The sequence below is a fragment of the Corynebacterium meitnerae genome (assembly GCF_027570075.1).
In the GTDB taxonomy this organism is placed as follows: Bacteria; Actinomycetota; Actinomycetes; order Mycobacteriales; family Mycobacteriaceae; genus Corynebacterium; species Corynebacterium meitnerae.
In genome coordinates this window covers 35,611-55,811 of the sequence record NZ_JAKMUS010000015.1, presented here as the reverse complement: position 1 = coordinate 55,811, position 20,201 = coordinate 35,611, and the positions used below count along the sequence as shown (strand labels likewise).

The 20,201-nt window shown below is 61.4% G+C and carries 19 protein-coding genes, 2 tRNA genes and 1 other RNA gene; 17 read left to right on the top strand and 5 right to left on the bottom strand.

What is annotated here, in order from left to right; translation table 11 throughout:
* Nucleotides 1–61 precede the first annotated feature (61 nt).
* Nucleotides 62–1,120 (bottom strand): prephenate dehydrogenase, encoded by a 1,059-nt coding sequence (locus L8U60_RS09090; RefSeq protein WP_269966049.1) that lies wholly within the window; start codon nt 1,118–1,120, stop codon nt 62–64.
* A 39-nt stretch (nt 1,121–1,159) separates the two neighbouring features.
* On the opposite strand from L8U60_RS09090, the gene L8U60_RS09085 reads away from it, so the two are divergent.
* From L8U60_RS09085 to L8U60_RS09050, 8 genes are all read left to right on the top strand, one after another.
* Nucleotides 1,160–1,648, top strand: a complete 489-nt coding sequence (locus L8U60_RS09085) for a tRNA adenosine deaminase-associated protein (protein ID WP_269966048.1) — start codon at nt 1,160–1,162, stop codon at nt 1,646–1,648.
* Between the two features lie 29 nt (nt 1,649–1,677).
* Nucleotides 1,678–2,106 carry a nucleoside deaminase gene (locus L8U60_RS09080; RefSeq protein WP_338026478.1) on the top strand — a complete coding sequence of 143 codons (429 nt, stop codon included), beginning with the start codon at nt 1,678–1,680 and terminating at the stop codon, nt 2,104–2,106.
* Between the two features lie 104 nt (nt 2,107–2,210).
* Nucleotides 2,211–2,423 (top strand): CsbD family protein, encoded by a 213-nt coding sequence (locus L8U60_RS09075; protein WP_269966046.1) that lies wholly within the window; start codon nt 2,211–2,213, stop codon nt 2,421–2,423.
* A gap of 52 nt (nt 2,424–2,475) precedes the next feature.
* A tRNA-Ser gene (locus L8U60_RS09070) sits at nt 2,476–2,563 on the top strand.
* Between the two features lie 94 nt (nt 2,564–2,657).
* Complete coding sequence (locus L8U60_RS09065; protein WP_269966045.1) at nt 2,658–5,063, top strand: MMPL family transporter; 2,406 nt, start codon at nt 2,658–2,660, stop codon at nt 5,061–5,063.
* On the top strand, nt 5,060–6,307 hold the full coding sequence (gene tgt, locus L8U60_RS09060) for a tRNA guanosine(34) transglycosylase Tgt (protein ID WP_269966044.1): 1,248 nt from the start codon (nt 5,060–5,062) through the stop codon (nt 6,305–6,307). The genes L8U60_RS09065 and tgt overlap by 4 nt, the downstream gene beginning before the upstream one ends.
* Before the next feature lie 41 nt (nt 6,308–6,348).
* Nucleotides 6,349–6,588 carry a type II toxin-antitoxin system Phd/YefM family antitoxin gene (locus L8U60_RS09055; protein ID WP_269966043.1) on the top strand — a complete coding sequence of 80 codons (240 nt, stop codon included), beginning with the start codon at nt 6,349–6,351 and terminating at the stop codon, nt 6,586–6,588.
* Nucleotides 6,585–7,004: a type II toxin-antitoxin system VapC family toxin gene (locus L8U60_RS09050; RefSeq protein WP_269966042.1), complete on the top strand. Its 420-nt coding sequence runs from the start codon at nt 6,585–6,587 to the stop codon at nt 7,002–7,004. The genes L8U60_RS09055 and L8U60_RS09050 overlap by 4 nt, the downstream gene beginning before the upstream one ends.
* A gap of 96 nt (nt 7,005–7,100) precedes the next feature.
* Here the strand turns inward: L8U60_RS09050 and L8U60_RS09045 are convergent, their stop codons facing one another.
* Entirely contained in the window at nt 7,101–7,769 is a 669-nt protein-coding gene (locus tag L8U60_RS09045; RefSeq protein WP_269966041.1) for a queuosine precursor transporter, read from the bottom strand.
* A 413-nt stretch (nt 7,770–8,182) separates the two neighbouring features.
* Between L8U60_RS09045 and gluQRS the strand changes: the two genes are divergently transcribed.
* From gluQRS to L8U60_RS09030, 3 genes are all read left to right on the top strand, one after another.
* Entirely contained in the window at nt 8,183–9,106 is a 924-nt protein-coding gene (gene gluQRS, locus L8U60_RS09040) for a tRNA glutamyl-Q(34) synthetase GluQRS (RefSeq protein WP_269966040.1), read from the top strand.
* 202 nt (nt 9,107–9,308) lie between these two features.
* Complete coding sequence (locus L8U60_RS09035) at nt 9,309–10,895, top strand: YPDG domain-containing protein (protein WP_269966039.1); 1,587 nt, start codon at nt 9,309–9,311, stop codon at nt 10,893–10,895.
* A 30-nt stretch (nt 10,896–10,925) separates the two neighbouring features.
* The gene (locus L8U60_RS09030) at nt 10,926–12,206 is read left to right on the top strand and encodes a hypothetical protein (protein WP_269966038.1); all 1,281 of its coding nucleotides are present in this window, start codon (nt 10,926–10,928) and stop codon (nt 12,204–12,206) included.
* Between the two features lie 53 nt (nt 12,207–12,259).
* Here L8U60_RS09030 and L8U60_RS09025 read toward each other — a convergent pair.
* Nucleotides 12,260–12,345 (bottom strand) — tRNA-Ser (locus L8U60_RS09025).
* 158 nt (nt 12,346–12,503) lie between these two features.
* On the opposite strand from L8U60_RS09025, the gene ffs reads away from it, so the two are divergent.
* The 3 genes from ffs (at nt 12,504) to L8U60_RS09010 (ending at nt 14,479) form a co-directional block, all read left to right on the top strand.
* Nucleotides 12,504–12,600: signal recognition particle sRNA small type (gene ffs / locus L8U60_RS09020), an RNA gene on the top strand.
* Nucleotides 12,601–12,683: 83 nt separating this feature from the next.
* Nucleotides 12,684–13,955, top strand: a complete 1,272-nt coding sequence (locus L8U60_RS09015; RefSeq protein ID WP_269966037.1) for an aspartate aminotransferase type Ic — start codon at nt 12,684–12,686, stop codon at nt 13,953–13,955.
* The gene (locus L8U60_RS09010) at nt 13,955–14,479 is read left to right on the top strand and encodes a hypothetical protein (protein WP_269966036.1); all 525 of its coding nucleotides are present in this window, start codon (nt 13,955–13,957) and stop codon (nt 14,477–14,479) included. Before L8U60_RS09015 ends, L8U60_RS09010 begins: the two co-directional genes overlap by 1 nt.
* Nucleotides 14,480–14,493: 14 nt before the next feature.
* Here L8U60_RS09010 and L8U60_RS09005 read toward each other — a convergent pair whose 3' ends face one another.
* Together L8U60_RS09005 and L8U60_RS09000 are read right to left on the bottom strand one after the other, a co-directional pair.
* The gene (locus L8U60_RS09005) at nt 14,494–15,138 is read right to left on the bottom strand and encodes a response regulator transcription factor (protein ID WP_269966035.1); all 645 of its coding nucleotides are present in this window, start codon (nt 15,136–15,138) and stop codon (nt 14,494–14,496) included.
* Entirely contained in the window at nt 15,135–15,812 is a 678-nt protein-coding gene (locus L8U60_RS09000; protein ID WP_269966034.1) for a sensor histidine kinase, read from the bottom strand. The genes L8U60_RS09005 and L8U60_RS09000 overlap by 4 nt, the downstream gene beginning before the upstream one ends.
* A 91-nt stretch (nt 15,813–15,903) precedes the next feature.
* Between L8U60_RS09000 and L8U60_RS08995 the strand changes: the two genes are divergently transcribed.
* From L8U60_RS08995 to L8U60_RS08985, 3 genes are all read left to right on the top strand, one after another.
* Nucleotides 15,904–16,584 (top strand): ABC transporter ATP-binding protein, encoded by a 681-nt coding sequence (locus tag L8U60_RS08995; protein ID WP_269966033.1) that lies wholly within the window; start codon nt 15,904–15,906, stop codon nt 16,582–16,584.
* The gene (locus L8U60_RS08990) at nt 16,581–17,972 is read left to right on the top strand and encodes an FtsX-like permease family protein (protein ID WP_269966032.1); all 1,392 of its coding nucleotides are present in this window, start codon (nt 16,581–16,583) and stop codon (nt 17,970–17,972) included. The genes L8U60_RS08995 and L8U60_RS08990 overlap by 4 nt, the downstream gene beginning before the upstream one ends.
* Nucleotides 17,973–18,101: 129 nt before the next feature.
* Complete coding sequence (locus L8U60_RS08985) at nt 18,102–20,177, top strand: DNA polymerase III subunit gamma and tau (protein ID WP_269966031.1); 2,076 nt, start codon at nt 18,102–18,104, stop codon at nt 20,175–20,177.
* The last annotated feature ends 24 nt before the right edge of the window (nt 20,178–20,201 follow it).

The following is a 20,201-nucleotide window of genomic DNA, read 5'->3' as shown; positions in this document are numbered from 1 at the left end:
AGCAATGTAGTTTTTTACACCGATGCACGCGGGAGCGAGCTGCGGGAGCGAGGTTCGGGGCCTAGAAGACGTCGATACGTCCACCGAGTGACTCGGTCTGCTTGAGCGCTTTCACCCACCCGTGTGCGCCGAGTTGGACGCGCATGACGGGGCGGGAGGAAATCTTGATGGGGGAGACGGACTCGCTGCGGGCGCCGTGGCGGGCACCCATGCGGGTGGAGGCGCGGTAGCCGGCGCCGGCGAGCTGCTCGATGGAGGGGGTGTGGGTAGAGAGGGAATCGCGGGCGCTGTGAAGCAGCTCCAGGATCTCGTCGAGGGTTTTCACCACGGCGTCAGCGTTGGTTTCGCACATGGCGCGCACGAGTTCAGGTTCGGTGCTAGCGACGCGGGTGGCGCCACGGAAGGAGCCGGCTGCGAGGGACTGGGCGAGGGTGCCACCGCGGTCCCCAACAATGGAGAGTGCTTCCGCCAGCACGTGAGGCAGGTGGGAGACGCGGGCGACGGCCTCGTCGTGCTTGGCCACGGATACCGGCACGGCCTCGGCACCGCAGATGCGGGCGAGCTTGCACACGTGGCGGAACAGCTCAATCCAGTCGCGGGGGACGGGCAGGCCAGCCTCTTCGCATTCCACGGCGTAGTCGTAGGTGATGGCCCAGGCGGCGCGCTTGAACAGGCCTTGCTTGGAGGCGCCCCAGCCGGAGTCCTCCGTGCCGGACATGGGGTGGCCGCCGACGTAGCGCGGCTGCATACCGCGTTGCTGGATGAGTTCATAGACACCCTGCTTGACGCTGACCACGTCGGTGACTCCGCAGTTCGGTGCATACATGGCAATGGCGTCGAGGACGTCTTCCACGGCGTGCATGGGCACGGCGATGATGATCAAGGCGTTGGAGGCTGAGGCGCGGGACAGTACTGCGGTGAGGTCATTGTGGGCGTCAAAGCCCTCACGGGTCGCGGCACGCACGCCGGCCTTGGTGTGGGTGTAGCCGAAAACGCTGATGTCCTCGGCCGCGAGGTCGCGCATGATAGATCCGCCGATGAGTCCTAGGCCCACGATGCAAATGGGTGGAAGGTCGCGCTGCGCGCGTGAAATGGAGTCAGGGCGGAGTTGGTCGATCACGCTGACAAGTTTTCCATAACCCGAGTAATCTCACTAGACATGAGTCAGACAGGGTTCGAAGAGGGCTACGCCGTGACCGTTGCGCAGCGTGATGGCGGCTGGCATGTGGCGGAGTTTGAGGACCGGTTTGAGACGTTGGGTGCCTCTGTCCAGGCTGTTCGTGGCCTGCGGAGTGAGGGGGCGGCGTTTGCGCTCCTCAACGTGGAAGAGGAGTACCTGGTCATCGTGCGGCCGGGGCCATCGCGCGTCCGTGTGCTGATCTCCGATGTGACGATGGCGGTGGATGATGATTTCGCTGCTGACATCTGTGATCAGGCAGGGCTAGAGATCCCGGAGATTGATCCGGATGAGCTGGATAATGTCGATGGTTGGGCTGACGGGGACTTTGCCATTCTGGAGGATATTGGCTTGTCGGAGGAGGTCCTCGCGGTGCTCGTGGATGACCCGATGGCGGACCCCTCCGCCACCATTGAGGCCATCGCTGAGGAACTCGGCTTCGCGGATGAACTGGATGACGCGCTCCAGTGAGTCAGCTTCAACGTCGCGCGCAGGAGCGGATGCGCCGCGCCATCGAGGTTGCGCGCACCACTCCGCCGGGGGATATTCCGGTCGGCGCGGTGATTTACGGCCCGGATGGCCGCGAGATTGCCACGGGGACGAACCGGCGCGAGTGTGATCAGGATCCGGCGGGGCACGCGGAGATCGTCGCTATGCGGGCCGCGGCGGAGGCGCTGGGGTCGTGGCGGTTGGAGGGGTGTGAACTCGTCGTCACGCTTGAGCCGTGCACGATGTGCGCGGGAGCTGTGCTGGGCGCGCGTGTGAGCTCGCTTGTTTTCGGCGCGTATGAGCCAAAAACGGGAGCAGTCGGATCGCTTATCGACGTCTTGCGGGACCCCACCCACCTCCACACCGTCGAAGTACGCGGCGGCGTCCTGGAAGCTGAAACCGCCGGTTTGATGACGGAGTTCTTTGAGCGTTTGCGCTGATCAGGCGCTTCCTGTGTGGATTGACACTGAATTGTTACCCATTAGGCAGGTGATCGTCCCTACCATGGGGCCCACTGTTACAAACGAGATTTAAAGGAGAGATCATGGCTGATTTTGATGCTGCCGCTGACAAGCTCAAGGGCAAGGGCAAGGAAGCTCTGGGCAACCTGACCGACGACAAGGGCCTGGAGAACGAGGGCAAGGCTGACCAGCTTGCTGGTGAGGTCCGCGACAAGGTGTCCGAGGCTGGGGAGGCCGCGAAGGACAAGTTCAACGAGGTCGCTGCCAAGATCCAGGACAAGCGCGACGAGGCTTAAACTTCTATAGGAAATTTGGCTCCCCGGCCGCGTTGCCGTTACTCTGTTTGGCGGTAGCGTGTCCGAGCGGCCGAAGGTACTCGCCTCGAAAGCGAGTGAGGGTAAAACCTCCGCGGGTTCAAATCCCGCCGCTACCGCCAATTTCAAGAAGTTCGTGGTTTGGGTAAAATTCGGTGGATAACCGCCGTTTTTACCGCTAAACCACGAACTTCTTTTTCGTGTGAAGGGAGCCTTGTGGCGACGATCCTGTACCGGCTGGGTAAGTGGTCCTTCCTGAACAAGTGGAAGGTCATTGTCGCCTGGGTGATTCTGTTTGCCGCAGGTATGGCGGGCGCGCTGAGTTTGATGAAGCCGCTGTCCTCCGACTTTGCTATTTCGGGCACGCCGTCGATTGATGCGTTGGTGTCGCTGCAGGAGAATTTCCCCGATCAGTCAGACCCGGTGCAGGCACCGGGAGTGAATCTTGTGTTCGCCGCTCCGGAGGGGCAGCGCCTAGATGAACCGCAGAATATGCAGGCGATTGATGCCACGGTCGGCTACATCCGTGACAACTTGGAGGGGCTGACCGGCACCACGCGTTTTGGCAATCCGGTTGAGGTGAACCAGCAGCTTTCTGAGCAGATTGTTTCCCAGATGACGCAGATGGGCATGCCGGAAGAGCGTGCCAAGGCGGACGCACACAATATTCGTTTGGTTTCGGACGACGGCAGGATCGGCTACACCACCTTCGAATTCGGCGCGGAGACCTCCATGCAGGTCACCGATGAGGAGCGCGAGGTGGTCAACGAAGCGCTGCGCATCGGCCGCGACGCGGGCCTGCAGGTGGAGGCCGGCGGGCCTGGTTTTGGTGATCCGATTGAGATCAAGGCCACCTCTGAGGTGGTGGGCATCGCCGTTGCTTTCGTGGTCATGATTGTCACCTTCGGCTCGCTGATGGCCGCCGGTATGCCGGTGATCACGGCGGTGCTGGGCGTGGGTCTGGGCACCTTCCTCACGCTCCTGGCCACCCGGTGGGTGGAGCTCAATGAGGTCACACCGACGATGGCCGTGATGATCGGCCTGGCGGTGGGCATTGACTACGCGTTGTTCATCCTGTCTCGCTACCGCGCGGAACGCCGCCGCCTCCCCGGCCCGGAAGCGGCCGGTTTGGCGGTGGGTACGGCGGGTTCCTCAGTGGTGTTCGCCGGTGCCACGGTGTTCACCGCCTTGGTGGCGTTGGTGCTCGCGCGCATTGAGTTCCTCACCTGGATGGGTCTGTCCGCCGCTGTCACCGTGGTCATCGCGGTGCTCGTGGCTATCACTCTGTTGCCGGCACTCATGGGGCTGCTCGGCGACAAGATGTTCGCCGCCAAGATCCCTGGCCTGGCTGGTAACCCCGGCCCGGGCAAGCGCCCGGCGAAGGACCTGAACACCCGCTCCCTTGGCCGCAGCTGGATCAACACCATCAAGCGTGCTCCGGCGCTGGTCATGGTCGTCGTGGTGCTCATCCTTGGTGGTTTGAGTATTCCGGTGCTGGGCATGGAGATGTCGCTGCCGTCGGACGCCAATGGTGACAAGGACACCACCCAGCGCAAGTCCGCCGACCTCATGGCGGAAGGCTTCGGTGAGGGCGTGAATGCGCCGTTCCTCCTCATCGTGGACGGCCACAGTGCTAACCCAGACTCGGAGGCCTTGAAGCCGTACATGGATTCCATCCCGGATGAGGCGGTGGACAGCGACCAGAAGAAGGCGGCCCTGGCCACGTTCATCTACGCGATGGAGCGCGCCGGCAGTGTCAACGGCATCATCCACGCTCAGCTGGCCGGTGTCAGCGATGACATGATGGCCGCTCAGATTCTGGCCAGCCCAGCGACGGGGCCGGATGACCAGTACACCGTCGACATCGCTCACGCTCTGCGCGAGACGGACGCGGAGATTGAGGACGCCACCGGCGCCGAGATCGGACTCACCGGCTTCACCGCGGTGCAGATGGACATCACCGAGGAGCTCGCCGCCGCGATGCCTCTCTACCTGGCTATCGTGGTGGGCCTGGCCATCGTGCTGCTTATCCTCGTCTTCCGGTCACTGCTCGTGCCGCTCGTCGCTGGTTTGGGCTTCTTGCTGTCTGTCGGCGCGGCCTTTGGCGTCACGGTCGAGGTCTTCCAGAACGGTCTCACCGGCTTGGTTAACACCCCGGGCCCGATTCTGTCCTTCCTTCCGATCCTGCTCATCGGCGTGACCTTTGGCCTGGCCATGGACTATCAGGTCTTTTTGGTTACGCGGATGAGGGAGGAGTACACGCGGCGTCGACAAGCAAACGATGACGCCGATGCGATCCTCGCGGCCGTCGAGCACTCCACCGTCGAAGGCTTCGCCCGCGGTGCGCGCGTGGTCACCGCGGCGGCGATCATCATGATCTCCGTCTTCGTCGCCTTCATCGACCAGCCGTTGCCGTTCATTCAAATCTTCGGCTTCGCGCTCGGCGCCGCCGTGCTTTTCGACGCTTTCTTTGTCCGCATGGCCCTCGTCCCCGCCACCATGTTCCTGCTGGGCACCACCGCGTGGTGGATGCCCGCGTGGCTCGACCGCATCCTGCCCGACTTGGACGTCGAGGGCGAAGCGCTCGAGCGTCAGTTTGAATCCCAAGGAGTTCCCGCATGACCGACACCACGTTTGAACTGCGCACAACGCTTTATAGCGAACCCGGCCGCCACGGCCGCACCGGCACCATCCATACGCCCCACGGCCCGATTCAAACGCCCGCGTTCATCCCGGTGGCCACCAAAGCCACGGTGAAAACTCTGACTCCGGAGCAGGTCCGTCAGACCGGTGCCCAGGCGATTCTGTCGAACGCGTATCACCTGTATCTTCAGCCCGGCCCCGACATCGTTGATGAGGCAGGCGGCGTGGCTGCCTTTGAAAACTGGCATGGCCCCACCTACACCGATTCCGGCGGCTTCCAGGTGATGAGCCTGGGCGTCGGCTTCAAGAAAGTCCTGGCCATGGATGTCGCCGGGTTGACCGATGAGGACATCCGCGCCGCCAACAAGGAACGCATGGCGCGTGTCGACGATGACGGCGTGGACTTCAAATCCTTCATCGACGGCTCCTCCCACCGCTTCACCCCGGAAGTGTCCATGCAGATCCAGCACCAGCTGGGTGCGGACATCATGTTCGCCTTCGACGAGCTGACCACCCTCGTGGACACCCGCGCCTACCAGGAACATTCCGTGGAGCGCACCCACCAGTGGGCCCGCCGCTGCTTGCTTGAGCACGAGCGCCTCACCCAGGCCCGCCCGGACAAGCCACTCCAGTCCCTGTGGGGTGTGGTGCAGGGCGCGCAGTATGAGGACCTACGCCGCCAGGCCACCCGTGGTCTTCTTGCCCTTGATGAGGAAGCCCGCGCTGAAGGCCGCCGCGGCTTCGGTGGCTTCGGCATCGGTGGTGCTCTGGAGAAGGAAAACCTGGGCACCATCGTCGGCTGGGTTACAGACGAACTGCCGGAGGATAAGCCCCGGCACCTGCTGGGCATCTCCGAGCCGGATGACTTGTTCACCGCCATCGAGGCTGGCGCCGATACCTTCGACTGCGTCGCCCCCACCCGCCTCGGCCGCCGCGGTGGCGTGTACACCCTCGATGGCCGCATGAACCTCATGGCCGCCCGCTTCCGCCGTGACTTCTCCGGCGTGGACGAGGAATTCGGCGGCTACGTCTCCGAGAACTACTCCCGTGCCTACATCCACCACCTCCTGCGCGCGAAGGAATTCCTCGCTGGCACCCTGTGCACCATGCACAACCTCGAATTCATGATCCGCCTGGTGGACAACATCCGCGCCGCCATCGACGCCGGTGACTACGAGGCCTACCGCGACGAGTTCCTCGGGCGCTATTACGCGGGGCGCTAAAACTTCCTAAGATGTAGGTATGTACCTACAGGAGGTGTGAGATGACAACACTTAGCGCGCGAGAATTTAACCGCGATGTCAGCGCTGCTAAACGTGCGGCACTAGATGGGCCGGTGGTAATTACGGACCGCGGCCGTGCGTCTCATGTGCTGTTATCGGTGGAGCGATATGAGGAGCTTTTGGGGGATACGGTCAACTGGGCGAACCGCCTGCATATGGAAGATGACATCGAGTTTGCGCCGACCCGTATGGATTTTGAGCCCAGGGTCCCCGATTTATGAGCTTCTTGCTAGACACAAATGTGGTGAGCGAACTGCGCAAGCCAGCCTTGAAGGTTGATCCTGGAGTGTTGGCCTGGTCCGAAAAGCACCCGCTCGTAGAGCAATTTCTTTCCGCTGTTACGGTTTTTGAGCTCGAGCTTGGAGTCGCACTGAAGGAGCAGCGCGATCCAGCCCAAGGGAAAATGCTGCGTGCGTGGCTGGAAAACCAGGTGAAGCCCACTTTCGCGGGACGGATCTTGCCTTTCGACGATGCCGTGGCCGGGTACGCCGCGCGCATGCATGTGAATGATCCTCGACCTTTAGCGGATTCATTCATCGCAGCCACGGCACAGTTGCACGGTCTCACCGTGGTGACCCGAAATGAGCGTGATTTCACCTCATTCGGAGTGCCCTGCATTAATCCATGGTCGGCCTAAGCGTCAGGCATCCGATATATCTGACAGTTTCGGCCTCGCGCCCCCGACATGGCCCAGGTCGCTCCTGGGGCCATGTTAGATAATGCGAACCTGGGGCTAAGCCACCACCGCACTCGCACGTTCTTCCGCCCGGCGCACGGCGGCGATGGTCGGGTAGGTAATCGGCAGCAGGACTACCTCCATGAGGGTCTTCCACAGGAAGCCAACCACAACGTAGTTCACGAACGTGCCCACCGAGTCAACACCAATCACACCAGCGGCGATGGAGCAGAACAACAGTGTATCGGCGAATTCACCAACGATGGTGGAGCCAATCAGACGCGCCCACAGGCGGTCTTTGCCGAAGCGATCCTTCATCTTCTGCAGCACCCACGCGTTGAGCAGCTGGCCCACAACATAGCCGGTCAGCGATGCGAGGATGATGCGCGGCAGCAGACCCAAGACAGCGGAGAAGGTGTCCTGCATGTCGTAGAAACCAGCGGCCGGCAGCCAGATGGCGATGTAGAAGGACGCCACGGCCAGCAGCGCAACACCGAAACCGGTGAACACGGCGCGACGCGCGGTTTTGAAGCCATAGACCTCAGCGATGACGTCGCCGATGACGTAGGAGATGGGGAAGAGGAAGAACGCGCCATCGGTAACGAGCGGCCCCAACTCAACGCCCTTCTGCGCGGTGATGTTGGAGATGAGGAAAACTGCGCAGAACACCGCCAGCAGGTACGGGTACGGGGAGCGCGCGACGGGGTGAGTAACTGGGTTCGACATGCGAAATATCATTGCATACCGAGGGCAGGGGAAGCACGTGCCTTCTGCTTTTCTTTCAGCGCCTGAATAAAGAATGCTCAATAATAATGAGCGCTCAATAATAGTGAGCGCTCAGGTGGTTGCTATGGACCCCAATGTTGAAGGTGCGAATCTTGTCTTGAAAAGGGAGGGATTCCCTTTCCGGTTGGAGCCGATAGGGTCTGTGGCCCAGGCTTCAGCTGAGGACGGAATGACCCCTTGCCCGCATCAACAATTGACTTAGACGCTGAAATTCGCGTAGACACCAGTGATGTCACAGATGAGGACATCATGAATGTTCAGAGGGCGTCCGATTGTTTGTGTGCAGGTCCATGCTTTGCTAGAGGGGAAGCACGCTGAAATCTCTGCGTTCGCAACGCAATATCATTGCACACATGCAGCATTCACAACCTGCCGCCGGCCGTTATGCCCCGAGTCCGAGTGGGGATCTTCATTTTGGCAATCTCCGGACGGCGCTTCTCGCGTGGCTTTTCGCGCGCCAGTCGGGGCGGCAGTTCTTTATGCGCGTCGAGGACATCGATTCGGAGCGTTCCAGCATGGAATCGGCCTGCCGCCAGTTGGAGGACCTCGCGGCGCTGGGCATCGAGTGGGATGAGCCGGTCATTTATCAGCATGAGCGCGGCGATGCCTATGCGGCGGCGTTGGAGCAGCTCGACACGTATGAATGTTATTGCTCCCGCCGCGACATCCGGGAGGCCGCCTCCGCGCCGCATGCCCAGCCAGGCATGTATCCAGGCACGTGCCGGGATCTCACAGAAGAGCAGCGTGCTTATCGACGTTCCCAGCTCGCCGCCCAAGACCGCCTCCCCGCCATTCGCCTCCGCGCCCATGCCCACGAGTGGACCGTCACGGACTACTACAAGGGTGAGTTCACCGGCCCAGTCGACGATGTCATTCTCAAACGCGGCGGCAACCTTAAGCAGGCACAAGCAGGGGATTGGGCGTACAACCTCGCCGTCGTTGTCGACGATGGCCACCAAAACATCGACCAGATCGTCCGCGGCGATGACCTCCTGGGTTCCGCGCCCGCCCAGGCATACCTCGCGCACGAATTGGGGCTGAAGCAGCCGAATTACATTCACGTTCCGCTTGTAGTAAATGCCCAAGGAAATCGTTTGGCAAAACGCGACGGCGCGGTGACCTTGCGGGAGATGTTGGCGGAGAAACCAATCACTGAGATCTTCAGCCAACTCGCCGCCTCAATAGGCGTTAGTGATGTGACCAGCGCTGATGAGGTGCTGGAGAAGTTTGATCCACGAAACCTATCCCAAGAGGCGTGGGCGTTGGTGCTTCCTTAATTATTGGAATAAGCTGGGCAAGGTCTGACATTCCCCGTCAAGTAATCTGGATTCTTAGAAAGAAGAAGCAGTGAAGATTCGCAAGACCGCTGTCGCCTGTAGCACCGCCTTGGCTCTTGGGGCAACGGCCCTTGTGGCGCCCCAGTCGCTGGCTGCGCCCCTGCAGTTGGAAGGAAAAGTACAGGCCCCAGAGGTCGGCTGTGTGCTGAAAGGCTCCACATGGTGGCGCGATTCCGTCTTCTCCGTGAGGTCGTCTGAGGACAATCGTGTCATCAGGCCAGGTAAGAATAAGACCACGTTGACGGTGGCTTACGCCGGTGATGCTCAACGTATTCTTTCGAACCCGCGAATGACCTTCACCCTGCGCAATTCGAGCAGCGAAGACCTTGAGTACTCGCTGACAGATGCAGCTCAATCTGTCGTTGGCACGGGGACAATCGGGCCAGGGGAGACCGCGGAGGTCGTGTACGAGGACTCGGGTACGTATGAGCCCGCCATTGGACAGAAGCAGGAATGGAAGTTCGATCTTCAGAGCGTTGGGGGTGGAAAATTCGCTTACTGGAGCACTCCTATCGGTGCAGATGTTGCGGTTGAGGGAAGAGTGGAACCGTGGCCGATGGAAGACGAGCAGTGCCGTCACTACATCCCGCAGGGGAATAACCTGGCTTACCCGCGGGGTATGTTCGCGGACGGGAAGCCTCATGATCCGAGTTTGAAGCTTTGGCACTCTGATTACTCGTACAGCGAGAACAGGGACCGCGTGATCTCTGATGCAGACAGGAAGCGGATTGAAGGCAAACTGTATTCCCGCTTGGGAGCGAAGGGGCCTGAGGATCCGATTGAGGGTGCTGAAGTGTCCATCGGGCACGCGTCCTACTCGAAGAGAGATGGGCAACACGCTCACACCTTGATGCTTCCGTATGGTTTCGTTCCTGCTGGGAGCCCAGATGATGAGAAGCCTGAGGCGGTGTACCTGAAGCTGGTTGCTCAGCCTCGCCCGGAGACCAAGAACTCTAAGTACGAGATTTACCGGGAGCCCTTCACGCTAAGGCGAGTGGAGGGTACGAGCGGTAAGTCGCTTGCGTCCCACGCGGAGTACGTGGGCAAACTGTGGCTATCTAAAGTCAATGCCCAGTTTCTCCCGACTGAAACATACCCAGGGAAAGTTGTCGCCGTTGACACTGCGGAGTCGCCAGAGGAGCTTGCCAGCAGATGGTTCCCTAACGACACCCGCATTGAGCTATCCACAGACAGCAAAAATAGCGTGGTAAAGAACTGGGATTTGCGTATTTTTGAGGGTTCCTTGATTCTTACTATTCCGGAAGATGCAACCCCGGGAACAGTGAAATTCAATGTTGACTTCGCTTACGCAGATGGCTCTGTGGACAAAAATGTTCCGGTTGAGCTGATCATTATGGATCCAGTTGAGTACGGCGAGGTGACCGCAAAACCCGGTGCAAGCGTCACTCTGAAACCGAAGATCGGCGCGGACCGTGAGGGGATTCGCTACTTCCTCGCGGAAGGTCAGGCCCTTCAAGGTTGGAAAGTGGATCTGAATAAGGACGGCACCCTCAACGTCACTGTTGCTGATAAGGCACGGGACGGAGACCGAAAGGCGATCGAGGTCAACCTCATCTACCCAAACGGTGAGATTGGTACGGCGCACGCTGTTGTGAACGTTCGCGATAAGTCCTTCTGGTGGTGGGTCATTCCGCTGCTGGTGCTCGGTGGCATCGGTGCTTTCATCATCGACATGCTTAACCGTGTCCCGTTTGTACCCCACCGCTAAGCAGCCCATCGGATCGTGAAAGTGAGAACCATGAATAAGTTGATGGCTCGGATTGTGGCAGGCGTTTCGCTGTCTACTGTGGCTGCTATGGCTGCAGCCCATGTCCCGGTGGCGAACGCATTGCCGGAGACCTTTGCCTCGCCACCGATAAGCGCTGGGGACTGGCTACTAACAAGCGGTTCGCGCGATGCTTGGCTTGACTGTACTCGAGTGAGCGGATCTGCTCGTGATTACGCGAACACCCGGAGCCAAAGCTATCCGCATTACGGTATTGAACACGACGCGAAGCGATTCGAAGACCGGACTGAGTTTTATGTAAACGTGGAATTGACTGATCCTGCAGACCGTGTGCCGGTGTCTTTGGATTTTGATATTGAGATCAAGAACCAGGACTCCCGGGCAATGCCGTACTCCATCGAGGCTGTGCCGGTTGATGGTGGAGGCGCGGATGTAGTACCGCCTGCCTCATCCGGCGGGATTGTGCAACCGGGTGAAACCGTTACTGTCACGGCACCGATTGGTACATCAGCGTTGCCGAAGTATCGGTATGCGCAGGATGCTGGCCCCGAAGAGTCACATCGCTGGGAGTACAAGATCACTGTCCCCAATGACAAAGGCAGCAACGCCGCGTTCCTGCCGAAGATTCATGGGTACAGGAAGCTGAACGTTCTGCCGTGGCCGATGGAGAGCGAAGACTGTCGTCCGCTTATTCCGCTGTATCTGGAGGATCTTTCTCTCCCCGCCGATGGGCAGGCGCACAAGACCGGCATGTTGATCGCTGGTGTGCATCAGGATGAAGCGTCGAAAAAGCGTATCGACGGAGAATTGACCTACAACGGCAAACCCGTCCCTGGTGCGACAGTGAGCATCCGTGGCAAGGGTGAAGTATGGGCGTCTATCCCCGAGGGGGCTCTGGGCGAGGAGGCTTCCGCTGACCCTCAGCGCGTCAAGGTACGGTTCTTCGCAAAACCGCGCCCGGACACCGCAGGCCTCGGCATTCAGGAATACTCTGAACGGACTGTGCTGAGAGGAACGAGGTTGTTGACGGAGGATCCATACTGGTGGTGGCGAGATTTTTATTACCGCGGGTCTCGTAAATCCAGAATCACGCAAGACCACAAGGTTTTTGAGCGTGAGTTAGACGTGACCATCCCAGAGAAGCACACCAAACCGGACGAGCCGGAGAAGACCAGTTCTGAGAAGCTGAGTTCGGAGAGCTCTCCGCTGTGGTGGCTTGCGCTCATTCCAGTGTTTGGGGTGATTGGCCTGATCGTGGATCAGTGGGTCAAATTCCAGCAGGGTAAGTTCTGAGTTAGATAACAAAAATTCCCCCAGACCTGCACATTCAGGGCTGGGGGATTTTGCGGAGGATGTGGGATTTGAACCCACGAGGGTCGTGAAACCCGCACGCGTTCCAGGCGTGTGACATAGGCCGCTAGTCGAATCCTCCAACGACGCTTTTTCTCGTTCCGCGGGCGTACCTGCGGAACGCGTCGAGGAGTTACTTTAGCGGATTGGGTGGTGGGGACAAAATTGGTGGTGGGGGTGGGCGTCGAGAAGCGAAAAGGGTGCTTTTTGAAGAGCGTGAGAGGAACTACTACACTCGGGCGCAGGATCTCACGCGGTGCTTATCTTGTGAACTCCCCCAGGGCGGGAACGCAGCAAGGGTCAACGAGCTCTGGCAGGTGCGTGGGGTCCCTTTATTTTGCCTACGGGGGGTAGGGGTGTGAGCGTGACGCATGTAGTCTGGGCGGAGTAAACAATCCACTCCTCAAAGGAAGTGAACCCATGTCCTTGCTTGATTTGGATACCGCTGCACGTGAAGATCTCACCGCGAAGGTGCGTGAGGAATATGAGGCGCTGAAGGCCCGCAACCTTAACCTTGATTTGACGCGCGGTAAGCCTTCGGCTGAGCAGCTGGATTTGAGTGATGATCTGCTGGAGCTGCCCGGCACGGGCAACTATGTGGATGTCACGGGCGCGGATGTGCGTAATTACGGCAACCTGCAGGGCATCAAGGACATCCGCGAGATCTGGGGCGAGGTCATCGGCGTGCCGGCGGAGAACCTGTACGCGGGTGATGCGTCCTCGCTGAACATCATGTTCGACCTGATCAGCTGGTCCTACACCTTTGGCAACAACGACTCCGAGCGCCCGTGGAGCGCTGAGGAGACCGTGAAGTGGATCTGCCCGGTGCCGGGCTATGACCGTCACTTTGCCATCACCGAGAAGTTCGGTTTTGAGATGATCACGGTGCCCATGCTTGAGGATGGCCCGGATGCGGATGCCATTGCTGAACTGGTCAAGGACCCGGCGGTGAAGGGCATGTGGGTTGTGCCGATGTTTGCCAACCCGACGGGCGCGACGGTGTCTGAGGAGGTCGTGCGCAAGCTCGCAACGATGGAAACGGCGGCGCCGGACTTCCGCATCGTGTGGGATAACGCGTATGCCGTACACACGTTCACGGAGGAATTCCCGCAGATTATCGACGTAGTGGGCCTCGCCGCCGAAGCCGGCAACCCCAACCGTTTCTGGGTGATGAGCTCCACGTCCAAGATCACCCACGCTGGTGCCGGCGTGGCCTTCTTCGCCGCATCTAAGGAGGACCTGGACTGGTACTCCTCCATCGCCGGTATTCGCGGCATTGGCCCGAACAAGATCAACCAGCTGGCACACGCCAAGTTCTTCGGCGATGCGGACGGCGTGCGAGCGCACATGCAGAAGCACGCGCAGATCCTCGCGCCGAAGTTCGAGGCTGTGCTGGAAATCTTGCAGAACCGTCTTGGTGAGTACAGCGTCGCACGCTGGACCACCCCGGCCGGCGGCTACTTCATCTCCCTCGACGTCGTCGACGGCACCGCCACCCGCGTGTGGGAGCTTGCCCGCGAGGCCGGCATCACGCTGACCAAGGCCGGCTCCGCCTTCCCGAAGGGCGAGGACCCGAACGATCGCAACATTCGCCTCGCGCCGTCGCTTCCGCCTATTAGCGAAGTCCGCACCGCCATGGACGGCGTAGCCACCTGCGTCCTGCTCGCCGCGCTGGAGAAGCTCGAAGCCTAGTGTCGCCCGAAGAAAGGCTCGCCTGGCTTACCGACGTCTTAGGTCCCCTCGACATCATTGATGTCGCTGGCTATCCCGTCGGCCTAGCCACCGTCATCCCCGCCGCTGTGAGCATGGGTTTCGGCGACGTGGACAGTGGGCTCGTGGCCGGCGACATGGACGTGCGCTGTGAGATCATCTGTGCGGCTGCCGGCGCCGGTGCTTCGTCGCAGCAGCGCGCGATGGCCGTGGCTGGCACGTGGAACATGCTGGTGGAGCTTGGGATTCCCGCTCAGCCGGGGACCCTGCTTCCGGGCCTGGTGGACGATCCCGCGCTGACGGTTCATCATGGTCTGCTGCGCGAACCGCAGATCTTCGACCGCGGCACGCCGATGATGACAGAACCAGGCCGCATGACGCTGCTTCTGGAGCTGGTTCTGCTCACCGATGAAGAATATGGGATCGCCGCCGAACAGGGCCTTGACGTGCTAGAACGTCGCCTGCGCCGCCGCCGGATGGACCTGGGGGACTGGGGGCGGGACTAGGCGAGCTGATGCTGCTAGCTGATTCCGCGCTCAGACAGGTACATCAAGATCGCGCGGACGCGGCGATTCTCCTCATCGGGCGTGAGCCCGAGCTTGGCAAAGATGCTGGATACATGCTTGGCCACCGCAGCGCCGGAGAAATAGAGCTTCCCGGCGATCTCGGCATTGGACAGGCCTTCAGCCATGAGCTCGAGCACCTCCCGTTCGCGTGGGGTGAGCGTGGTCAGCCAACGCGAGCTGGCGGCCATGAGCTCGCTGGCGACATCGGGGTCGATGACCACACCACCGGCTGCGACAGTCTCACAGGCCTGGACGAAGTCTTTCACCTCAGCGACACGGTCTTTGAGCAGGTAACCGGTTCCGCCATCGCCACCGGAGAACAATTCGCGGGCATAAGCAGGTGCGACGTATTGGGACAGAACCAGCACGTTCACTGGGCCTTGCTCGCGCAGCTTCAAGGCTGCTTGGAGCCCATCGTCGAGCATTTTGGGTGGCATGCGGACATCGGTGATCACCAAGTCTGGGAAGTGTTGTGCCACAGCGCCGGGTAAGGCATCTGCATCACCGACCTGCTCGACGACCTCGTGGCCGCGCCGAGTCAGCAGGCCCGCAACCCCTTCACGCAGTAGGGCGGAGTCATCAGCGATCACGATCTTCATGGTGCTAGTCCACTTTCTCCTCGGTACAGCAGCAACGGTATCCGCGCTGTGACGGTGGTAGGTCCACCGTGGGGTGAATGCACTTCTATTGACCCGCCGAATGCAGCGATGCGTTCGCGCATGCCATCGAGCCCTCCGCCCGAAATGAAGCGGGCCCCACCGTCGCCGGAGTCAGTGACTGCGATATTGAGGGTGTGATCGCAGGTGATCAGCACGCTGACGGGCGCACCAGGGGCGTGCTTCGCGGCATTGGTCAGGGCTTCGGAGGTGAAGAAATATGCGGCGGCGAGGACGGAATCGTCGATAAGCGGAAGCGCGTGCGGGGCACGGACAGTGACGTGCGGGCCATACTTGGCGGCGGCGGTTTCGACGGCTTCGACGAGTCCGCGGTCGGTCAGTTCGCGCGGGTGAATGCCGTGCACAGTGCGGCGGAGGGCGTCGAGGCCGTTTTTGAGGTCGCGGGCAGCGGCGTCGAGAAGCGGTGAATCGGTCTCAAGCTGTGCTTCACCGAGCTTCATCGCTGCCGCCACGAAGTACTGCTGCGCGCCATCGTGCAGGTCGCGCTCAATGCGCAGGCGTTCGATCTCGTATGCTTCCGCAATCTTGCGCCGGGACGCCGTGAGCTGGTGAATTGCTCGCGCGGCCTCAGCCTCGTGGTTCTTCTTCCGCCACATGCACACGAGGGTAGCGGGGTAGTGCTAGCACTACCCGTATTTGGGAGCCTGTGCCATGGCGGCCGCACGCGGCGAGCGGTGAAATAGAACCATGCTTGAACTGAACGACATCACCAAATCATTCACCCAGCAACGGGTCCTCGAAGGCATCAGCCTGAATATCGAGCCCGGCGAATCCGTCGCGATCATGGGCCCGTCTGGCTCCGGCAAATCGACATTGCTCCACTGCATGTCCGGCGTGCTCGTCCCCGATCACGGCGAGGTCCGCTTCAACGGACGCGACATTGCATCGCTTAACGACGCCACCCGCTCCCAACTCCGCCTCGACCACTTCGGCTTCATCTTCCAGGACGGCCAGCTCCTTCCTGAGCTGACCGCGAAGGAGAACGTGGCGCTGCCGCAGATCATGCGTGGCGAGTCCCGCTCGAAGGCCCACGCGGAAGCCACTGACATGCTCACCCGTCTGGGTCTGGGGAATTTTGTGAACCGCTTCCCCGGGCAGCTCTCCGGTGGGCAGAGCCAGCGTGTGGCGATTGCGCGTGCCCTGGCCGGGCCGCCGTCGGTGGTCTTTGCCGACGAGCCGACCGCCGCTCTCGACCAGGCCACCGGCCACGAGGTGATGCAGCAGATCACTGCTGTTGCACAAAAATTCGGAGTGACGCTCGTGCTGGTCACCCACGACCCGAAGATCGCCCAATGGTGCGACCGCAGGATCGAGATCCGCGATGGCCTTATCCACGCTGAGGGTGCTGCGAAGGCGGTGCAAGCATGAGCGCCATGACACTGATGACCGCTGCGCAGTCCTCCACCGCAGAGGGCCGCGCACAACGCCAGACCGGCGAACGTTGGGTCCGTGCCTTGTCGCTCGTGGCATTCTCGGTGTCCACCTGGATCCTGTGCACCCTGGCTGCCGGAACGTGGATGTTCGCGCAACGCATGTGGCACCCGCATGAGGCGGTGAGGGTGATCGACGCAGACCTCGACGGCCTACTTACGTTGAGCTACGTCTTCCTTGCTCTCTTCGCATCATTGCTGGTGGTGCCAACCTTGCTCGGCCTGCTTACTCAGGCTGCGCGTGCGAATCTCGGTGGGCGTGAAGAACAGTTGGCGATTCTGCGCCTGATCGGCGCGACCTCCGGCCAAGTGCGCGGAATGATGATTCTCGACGCGTTGCGCCAGGCACTCGTCGGCCTTGGCATTGGCACTGTGCTGTACCTGGTCAGTGTTCCTGCATGGTCGCTGCTGACCTTCCAAGAAAAGCGCATCGGCACATGGGAGATGTTCACCTGGTGGATCGTGCCTGTTGCCTGGCTCGTGGTGCTCGTTTTGGCCGCAGCGTCTGTCTGGCTCGCCCTGCGCCGTGTGGCTGTTACCCCACTGGGAGTGACCAAGAAGATTCCGCCAAAGGGGCAAAGTGCGATCACTCTGGTCATCTCGCTTGTGGCAGCTTTTGCCCTGTACCGTTACTTGAGCACACTAACGATCGCGCCGGGCGCCAATGCCATGGACTTCATCATGCTGCTCGTCGTCGTTGCCGGCGTATTAATGGTCAACGCTCTCATCGCGGTCGGTGTGATCCAGTTGATCGCCCGATTCAGCTACCTGCTTCCTGGCTCCGCCAACTACGTGGCCACCCGCCGCGTCGGACGCGGCGCAAGGACGACGTGGAAGCGTGTCGCTGCGCTGTACTTCCTTGCATTTACCGCTGGTATCAGTAGCTGGATCTCTGCCATCCCAGAAATCGACGCAGACCCGGCCCTAAATATGATCACCGGCGATATTCCCACAGGAGTGGCCCTCACTGCGGTCTTTGGTGCCATCCTCCTCGTTGCCTCCACACTGCTCACCCAGGCGTTGGCTGTGGTGGAGCAGAAGCAGCTGACCAAGTCCCTTTACTTCGTTGGTGCGCCCGCGAAGTACCACACCTCCGTGGCTATCCGAGAGATCGGCGTACCAATGGTGCTGGTCACCCTATTGGGCTTCGGCATGGGCAACCTGCTGGGCTTCGTCATGGTCGCCGTTCCCGTCGACGTGTTACCCCAGCTCACCCTCTTCGCTGCCCTGATCGCGCTTGTTCTCGCCGGCTGCATTGCCGCCGTCGCCGCCACGGGCGAACTCCGCGAGCGCGTGCTTACTGAGACCGGCCGCCTCAACGACTAGCGCCTCAGGTACCTCGCGGTGATAGGACACTTTCAACGCTGCCCCGTTTCCCAGACACTGGAGCCCTGAGTCCACACCAAACGGGCTAGGGCGCGGGTGAGTGTCCTAGGTGCCTAGTAGGGTGAAACCGTGGCTTTGTACCGGAAGTATCGCCCGTCCTCGTTCGCCGAGATGATTGGGCAGGAGCAGGTGACCCGCCCGCTGTCCACGGCGCTGGACAATGGGCGCGTCAATCACGCTTATTTGTTCTCGGGGCCGAGGGGGACGGGTAAGACGTCGTCGGCACGCATTCTGGCGCGTTCGTTGAACTGTGCGGAAGGCCCGACATCAACGCCGTGTGGCGTGTGCCCGTCGTGTGTGTCGCTCGCGCCGGGTGGTCCGGGCAACCTTGATGTGACGGAGATGGATGCCGCCTCGAACGGTGGCGTCGATGAGATGCGTGAGCTGCGCGAACGTGCGTACTTCGCGCCGGCGGAATCGCGCTACCGCGTGTTCATCATCGATGAGGCCCACATGATCACCGGCGCGGGCGCGAATGCCCTGTTGAAGATCGTGGAGGAGCCGCCGGAGCACCTCGTGTTCATTTTTGCGACGACGGAGCCGGAAAAGATCATCGGCACCATCCGCTCGCGCACCCACCATTACCCGTTCCGCCTGCTCACACCGCAGGCGATGCGCCAGCTCGTCGAGCGCACGGTCGCCGCGGAAGGTGTCACCGTCGACGAAAATGTGTACCCACTGGTCATCCGCGCCGGTGGCGGGTCGCCGCGTGACACGCTGTCCATCCTCGATCAGCTCCTCGCCGGCGCCGGCCCGGAGGGTCTCACGTACGAGCTCGCCTTACCGCTCCTTGGGGTCACCGACCTCTCGCTTATCGACGCAACCGTGGACGCCCTCGCCTCCCGCGACGCCGCCGCCCTCTTCCAGACCGTCGACGACGTCATCGAAGCCGGCCACGAACCCCGCCGCTTTGCCATTGATCTGCTGGACCGCCTGCGTGACCTGATGATCATTCACGCTGTTCCGGACGCTTTCGGCCAGGGCCTCGTTGATGCCCCTGCTGACCGCGCACAGATCCTTGCTGCCGAAGCCGACAAGTTCCCCGGCAACCAGCTCGCTGCCCTGGCTACCGAGGTCAATGAGCGCATCACCTCCCTCCGCGGCGCCACCTCCCCGCGCCTGCTCCTGGAGATCATGATGGCGCACCTCCTCGGCGTCGCCGCCGGCACCCAAGCCCCGGCTGCAGTCACCGGACTGGAAGAAATCCGCGACGCTTCCGCTGCCGCCACCGGCGTGGGAAACCAGCCTCGTGGTGCCGCCGCTGCCCTGGCCGCTGCCGCCGCAGTCCAGGCCACCGCGAAGCCGGCGTCCCAGTCCACCCCGGCGCCGCGCGAGGCACCCAAGCCGGAGCCTCAACCTGCGGCCCCACAGCCAGCTCCAACGCCCGAGCCGGAACCCTCCCAGCCTGCCGCTGCGCAGTCGAGCGAAGATCTCATGGAGCGGATCCATAAGGAATGGATCACCCTGAGGCAGTTTGTCGGTGAGCGCAACAAGGTCGCTGAGATCATGCTCGCGGAAGCCAAACCGCTGGGGATGGAAGGCACTACCTTGGTGGTCGGTCACAACACAGGAGCGTTGGCAGAGCGCATCAACTCTGAGCACAACAACAAGGACATCGTTGCTGCTCTGAGTGAAAAACTTGGTACCACGATTGCTGTGCGCTGCGTGGTGGGCACGGACCCAAAAGCCGAGGGCTTCAGCCCAGCAAAGGATGAGCCGGCGGCGTGGAACCCGCGGGCCGCACTGGCTGAAGCGGAAGTAGCGAAAGAACCCCAGCAGCAGAAGCAGGAACCAACTCCACTTCCAACCCCGCCATCCCCAGCGCCAGCAGAAACAGGAGCTGCGGCTGCAGCGGCGGCGGCAGCGGCTGATGCTGCGAAATCCTCTGATCCGTGGGCGCGGCCGGCGAGGAAGGTTGGTGGGGAAGAGGACGTCGAGAAGCAAGCTGAGCATTTCAGCGACGGGGCGCCACTCCCACCGGAGCCCTCCGACCCGGACGAACCGGACGCGCCGGAGTACACCCGGGAGGACGAGGAACGGGACATGGTCGACCAGTCCATGGAGGCTGGGGAGCTTGACCGCCGGAATCCCACCGAGGTGGCCATGGACTTGCTCGCGGAGGAACTCGGCGCGCGGCCGCTGTAAAACAGCCGGTACACTAGTGGCCAG

Bases quoted from the DNA above. Each gene is read 5' to 3' on its own strand.
- L8U60_RS09085 (WP_269966048.1), top strand. From the start codon at position 1,160: ATGAGTCAGACAGGGTTCGAAGAGGGCTACGCCGTGACCGTTGCGCAG.
- L8U60_RS09080 (WP_338026478.1), top strand. From the start codon at position 1,678: ATGCGCCGCGCCATCGAGGTTGCGCGCACCACTCCGCCGGGGGATATT.
- L8U60_RS09075 (WP_269966046.1), top strand. From the start codon at position 2,211: ATGGCTGATTTTGATGCTGCCGCTGACAAGCTCAAGGGCAAGGGCAAG.
- tgt (WP_269966044.1), top strand. From the start codon at position 5,060: ATGACCGACACCACGTTTGAACTGCGCACAACGCTTTATAGCGAACCC.
- L8U60_RS09055 (WP_269966043.1), top strand. From the start codon at position 6,349: ATGACAACACTTAGCGCGCGAGAATTTAACCGCGATGTCAGCGCTGCT.
- L8U60_RS09050 (WP_269966042.1), top strand. From the start codon at position 6,585: ATGAGCTTCTTGCTAGACACAAATGTGGTGAGCGAACTGCGCAAGCCA.
- L8U60_RS09045 (WP_269966041.1), bottom strand. From the start codon at position 7,769: ATGTCGAACCCAGTTACTCACCCCGTCGCGCGCTCCCCGTACCCGTAC.
- gluQRS (WP_269966040.1), top strand. From the start codon at position 8,183: ATGCAGCATTCACAACCTGCCGCCGGCCGTTATGCCCCGAGTCCGAGT.
- L8U60_RS09030 (WP_269966038.1), top strand. From the start codon at position 10,926: ATGAATAAGTTGATGGCTCGGATTGTGGCAGGCGTTTCGCTGTCTACT.
- L8U60_RS09015 (WP_269966037.1), top strand. From the start codon at position 12,684: ATGTCCTTGCTTGATTTGGATACCGCTGCACGTGAAGATCTCACCGCG.
- L8U60_RS09005 (WP_269966035.1), bottom strand. From the start codon at position 15,138: ATGAAGATCGTGATCGCTGATGACTCCGCCCTACTGCGTGAAGGGGTT.
- L8U60_RS09000 (WP_269966034.1), bottom strand. From the start codon at position 15,812: ATGTGGCGGAAGAAGAACCACGAGGCTGAGGCCGCGCGAGCAATTCAC.
- L8U60_RS08995 (WP_269966033.1), top strand. From the start codon at position 15,904: ATGCTTGAACTGAACGACATCACCAAATCATTCACCCAGCAACGGGTC.
- L8U60_RS08990 (WP_269966032.1), top strand. From the start codon at position 16,581: ATGAGCGCCATGACACTGATGACCGCTGCGCAGTCCTCCACCGCAGAG.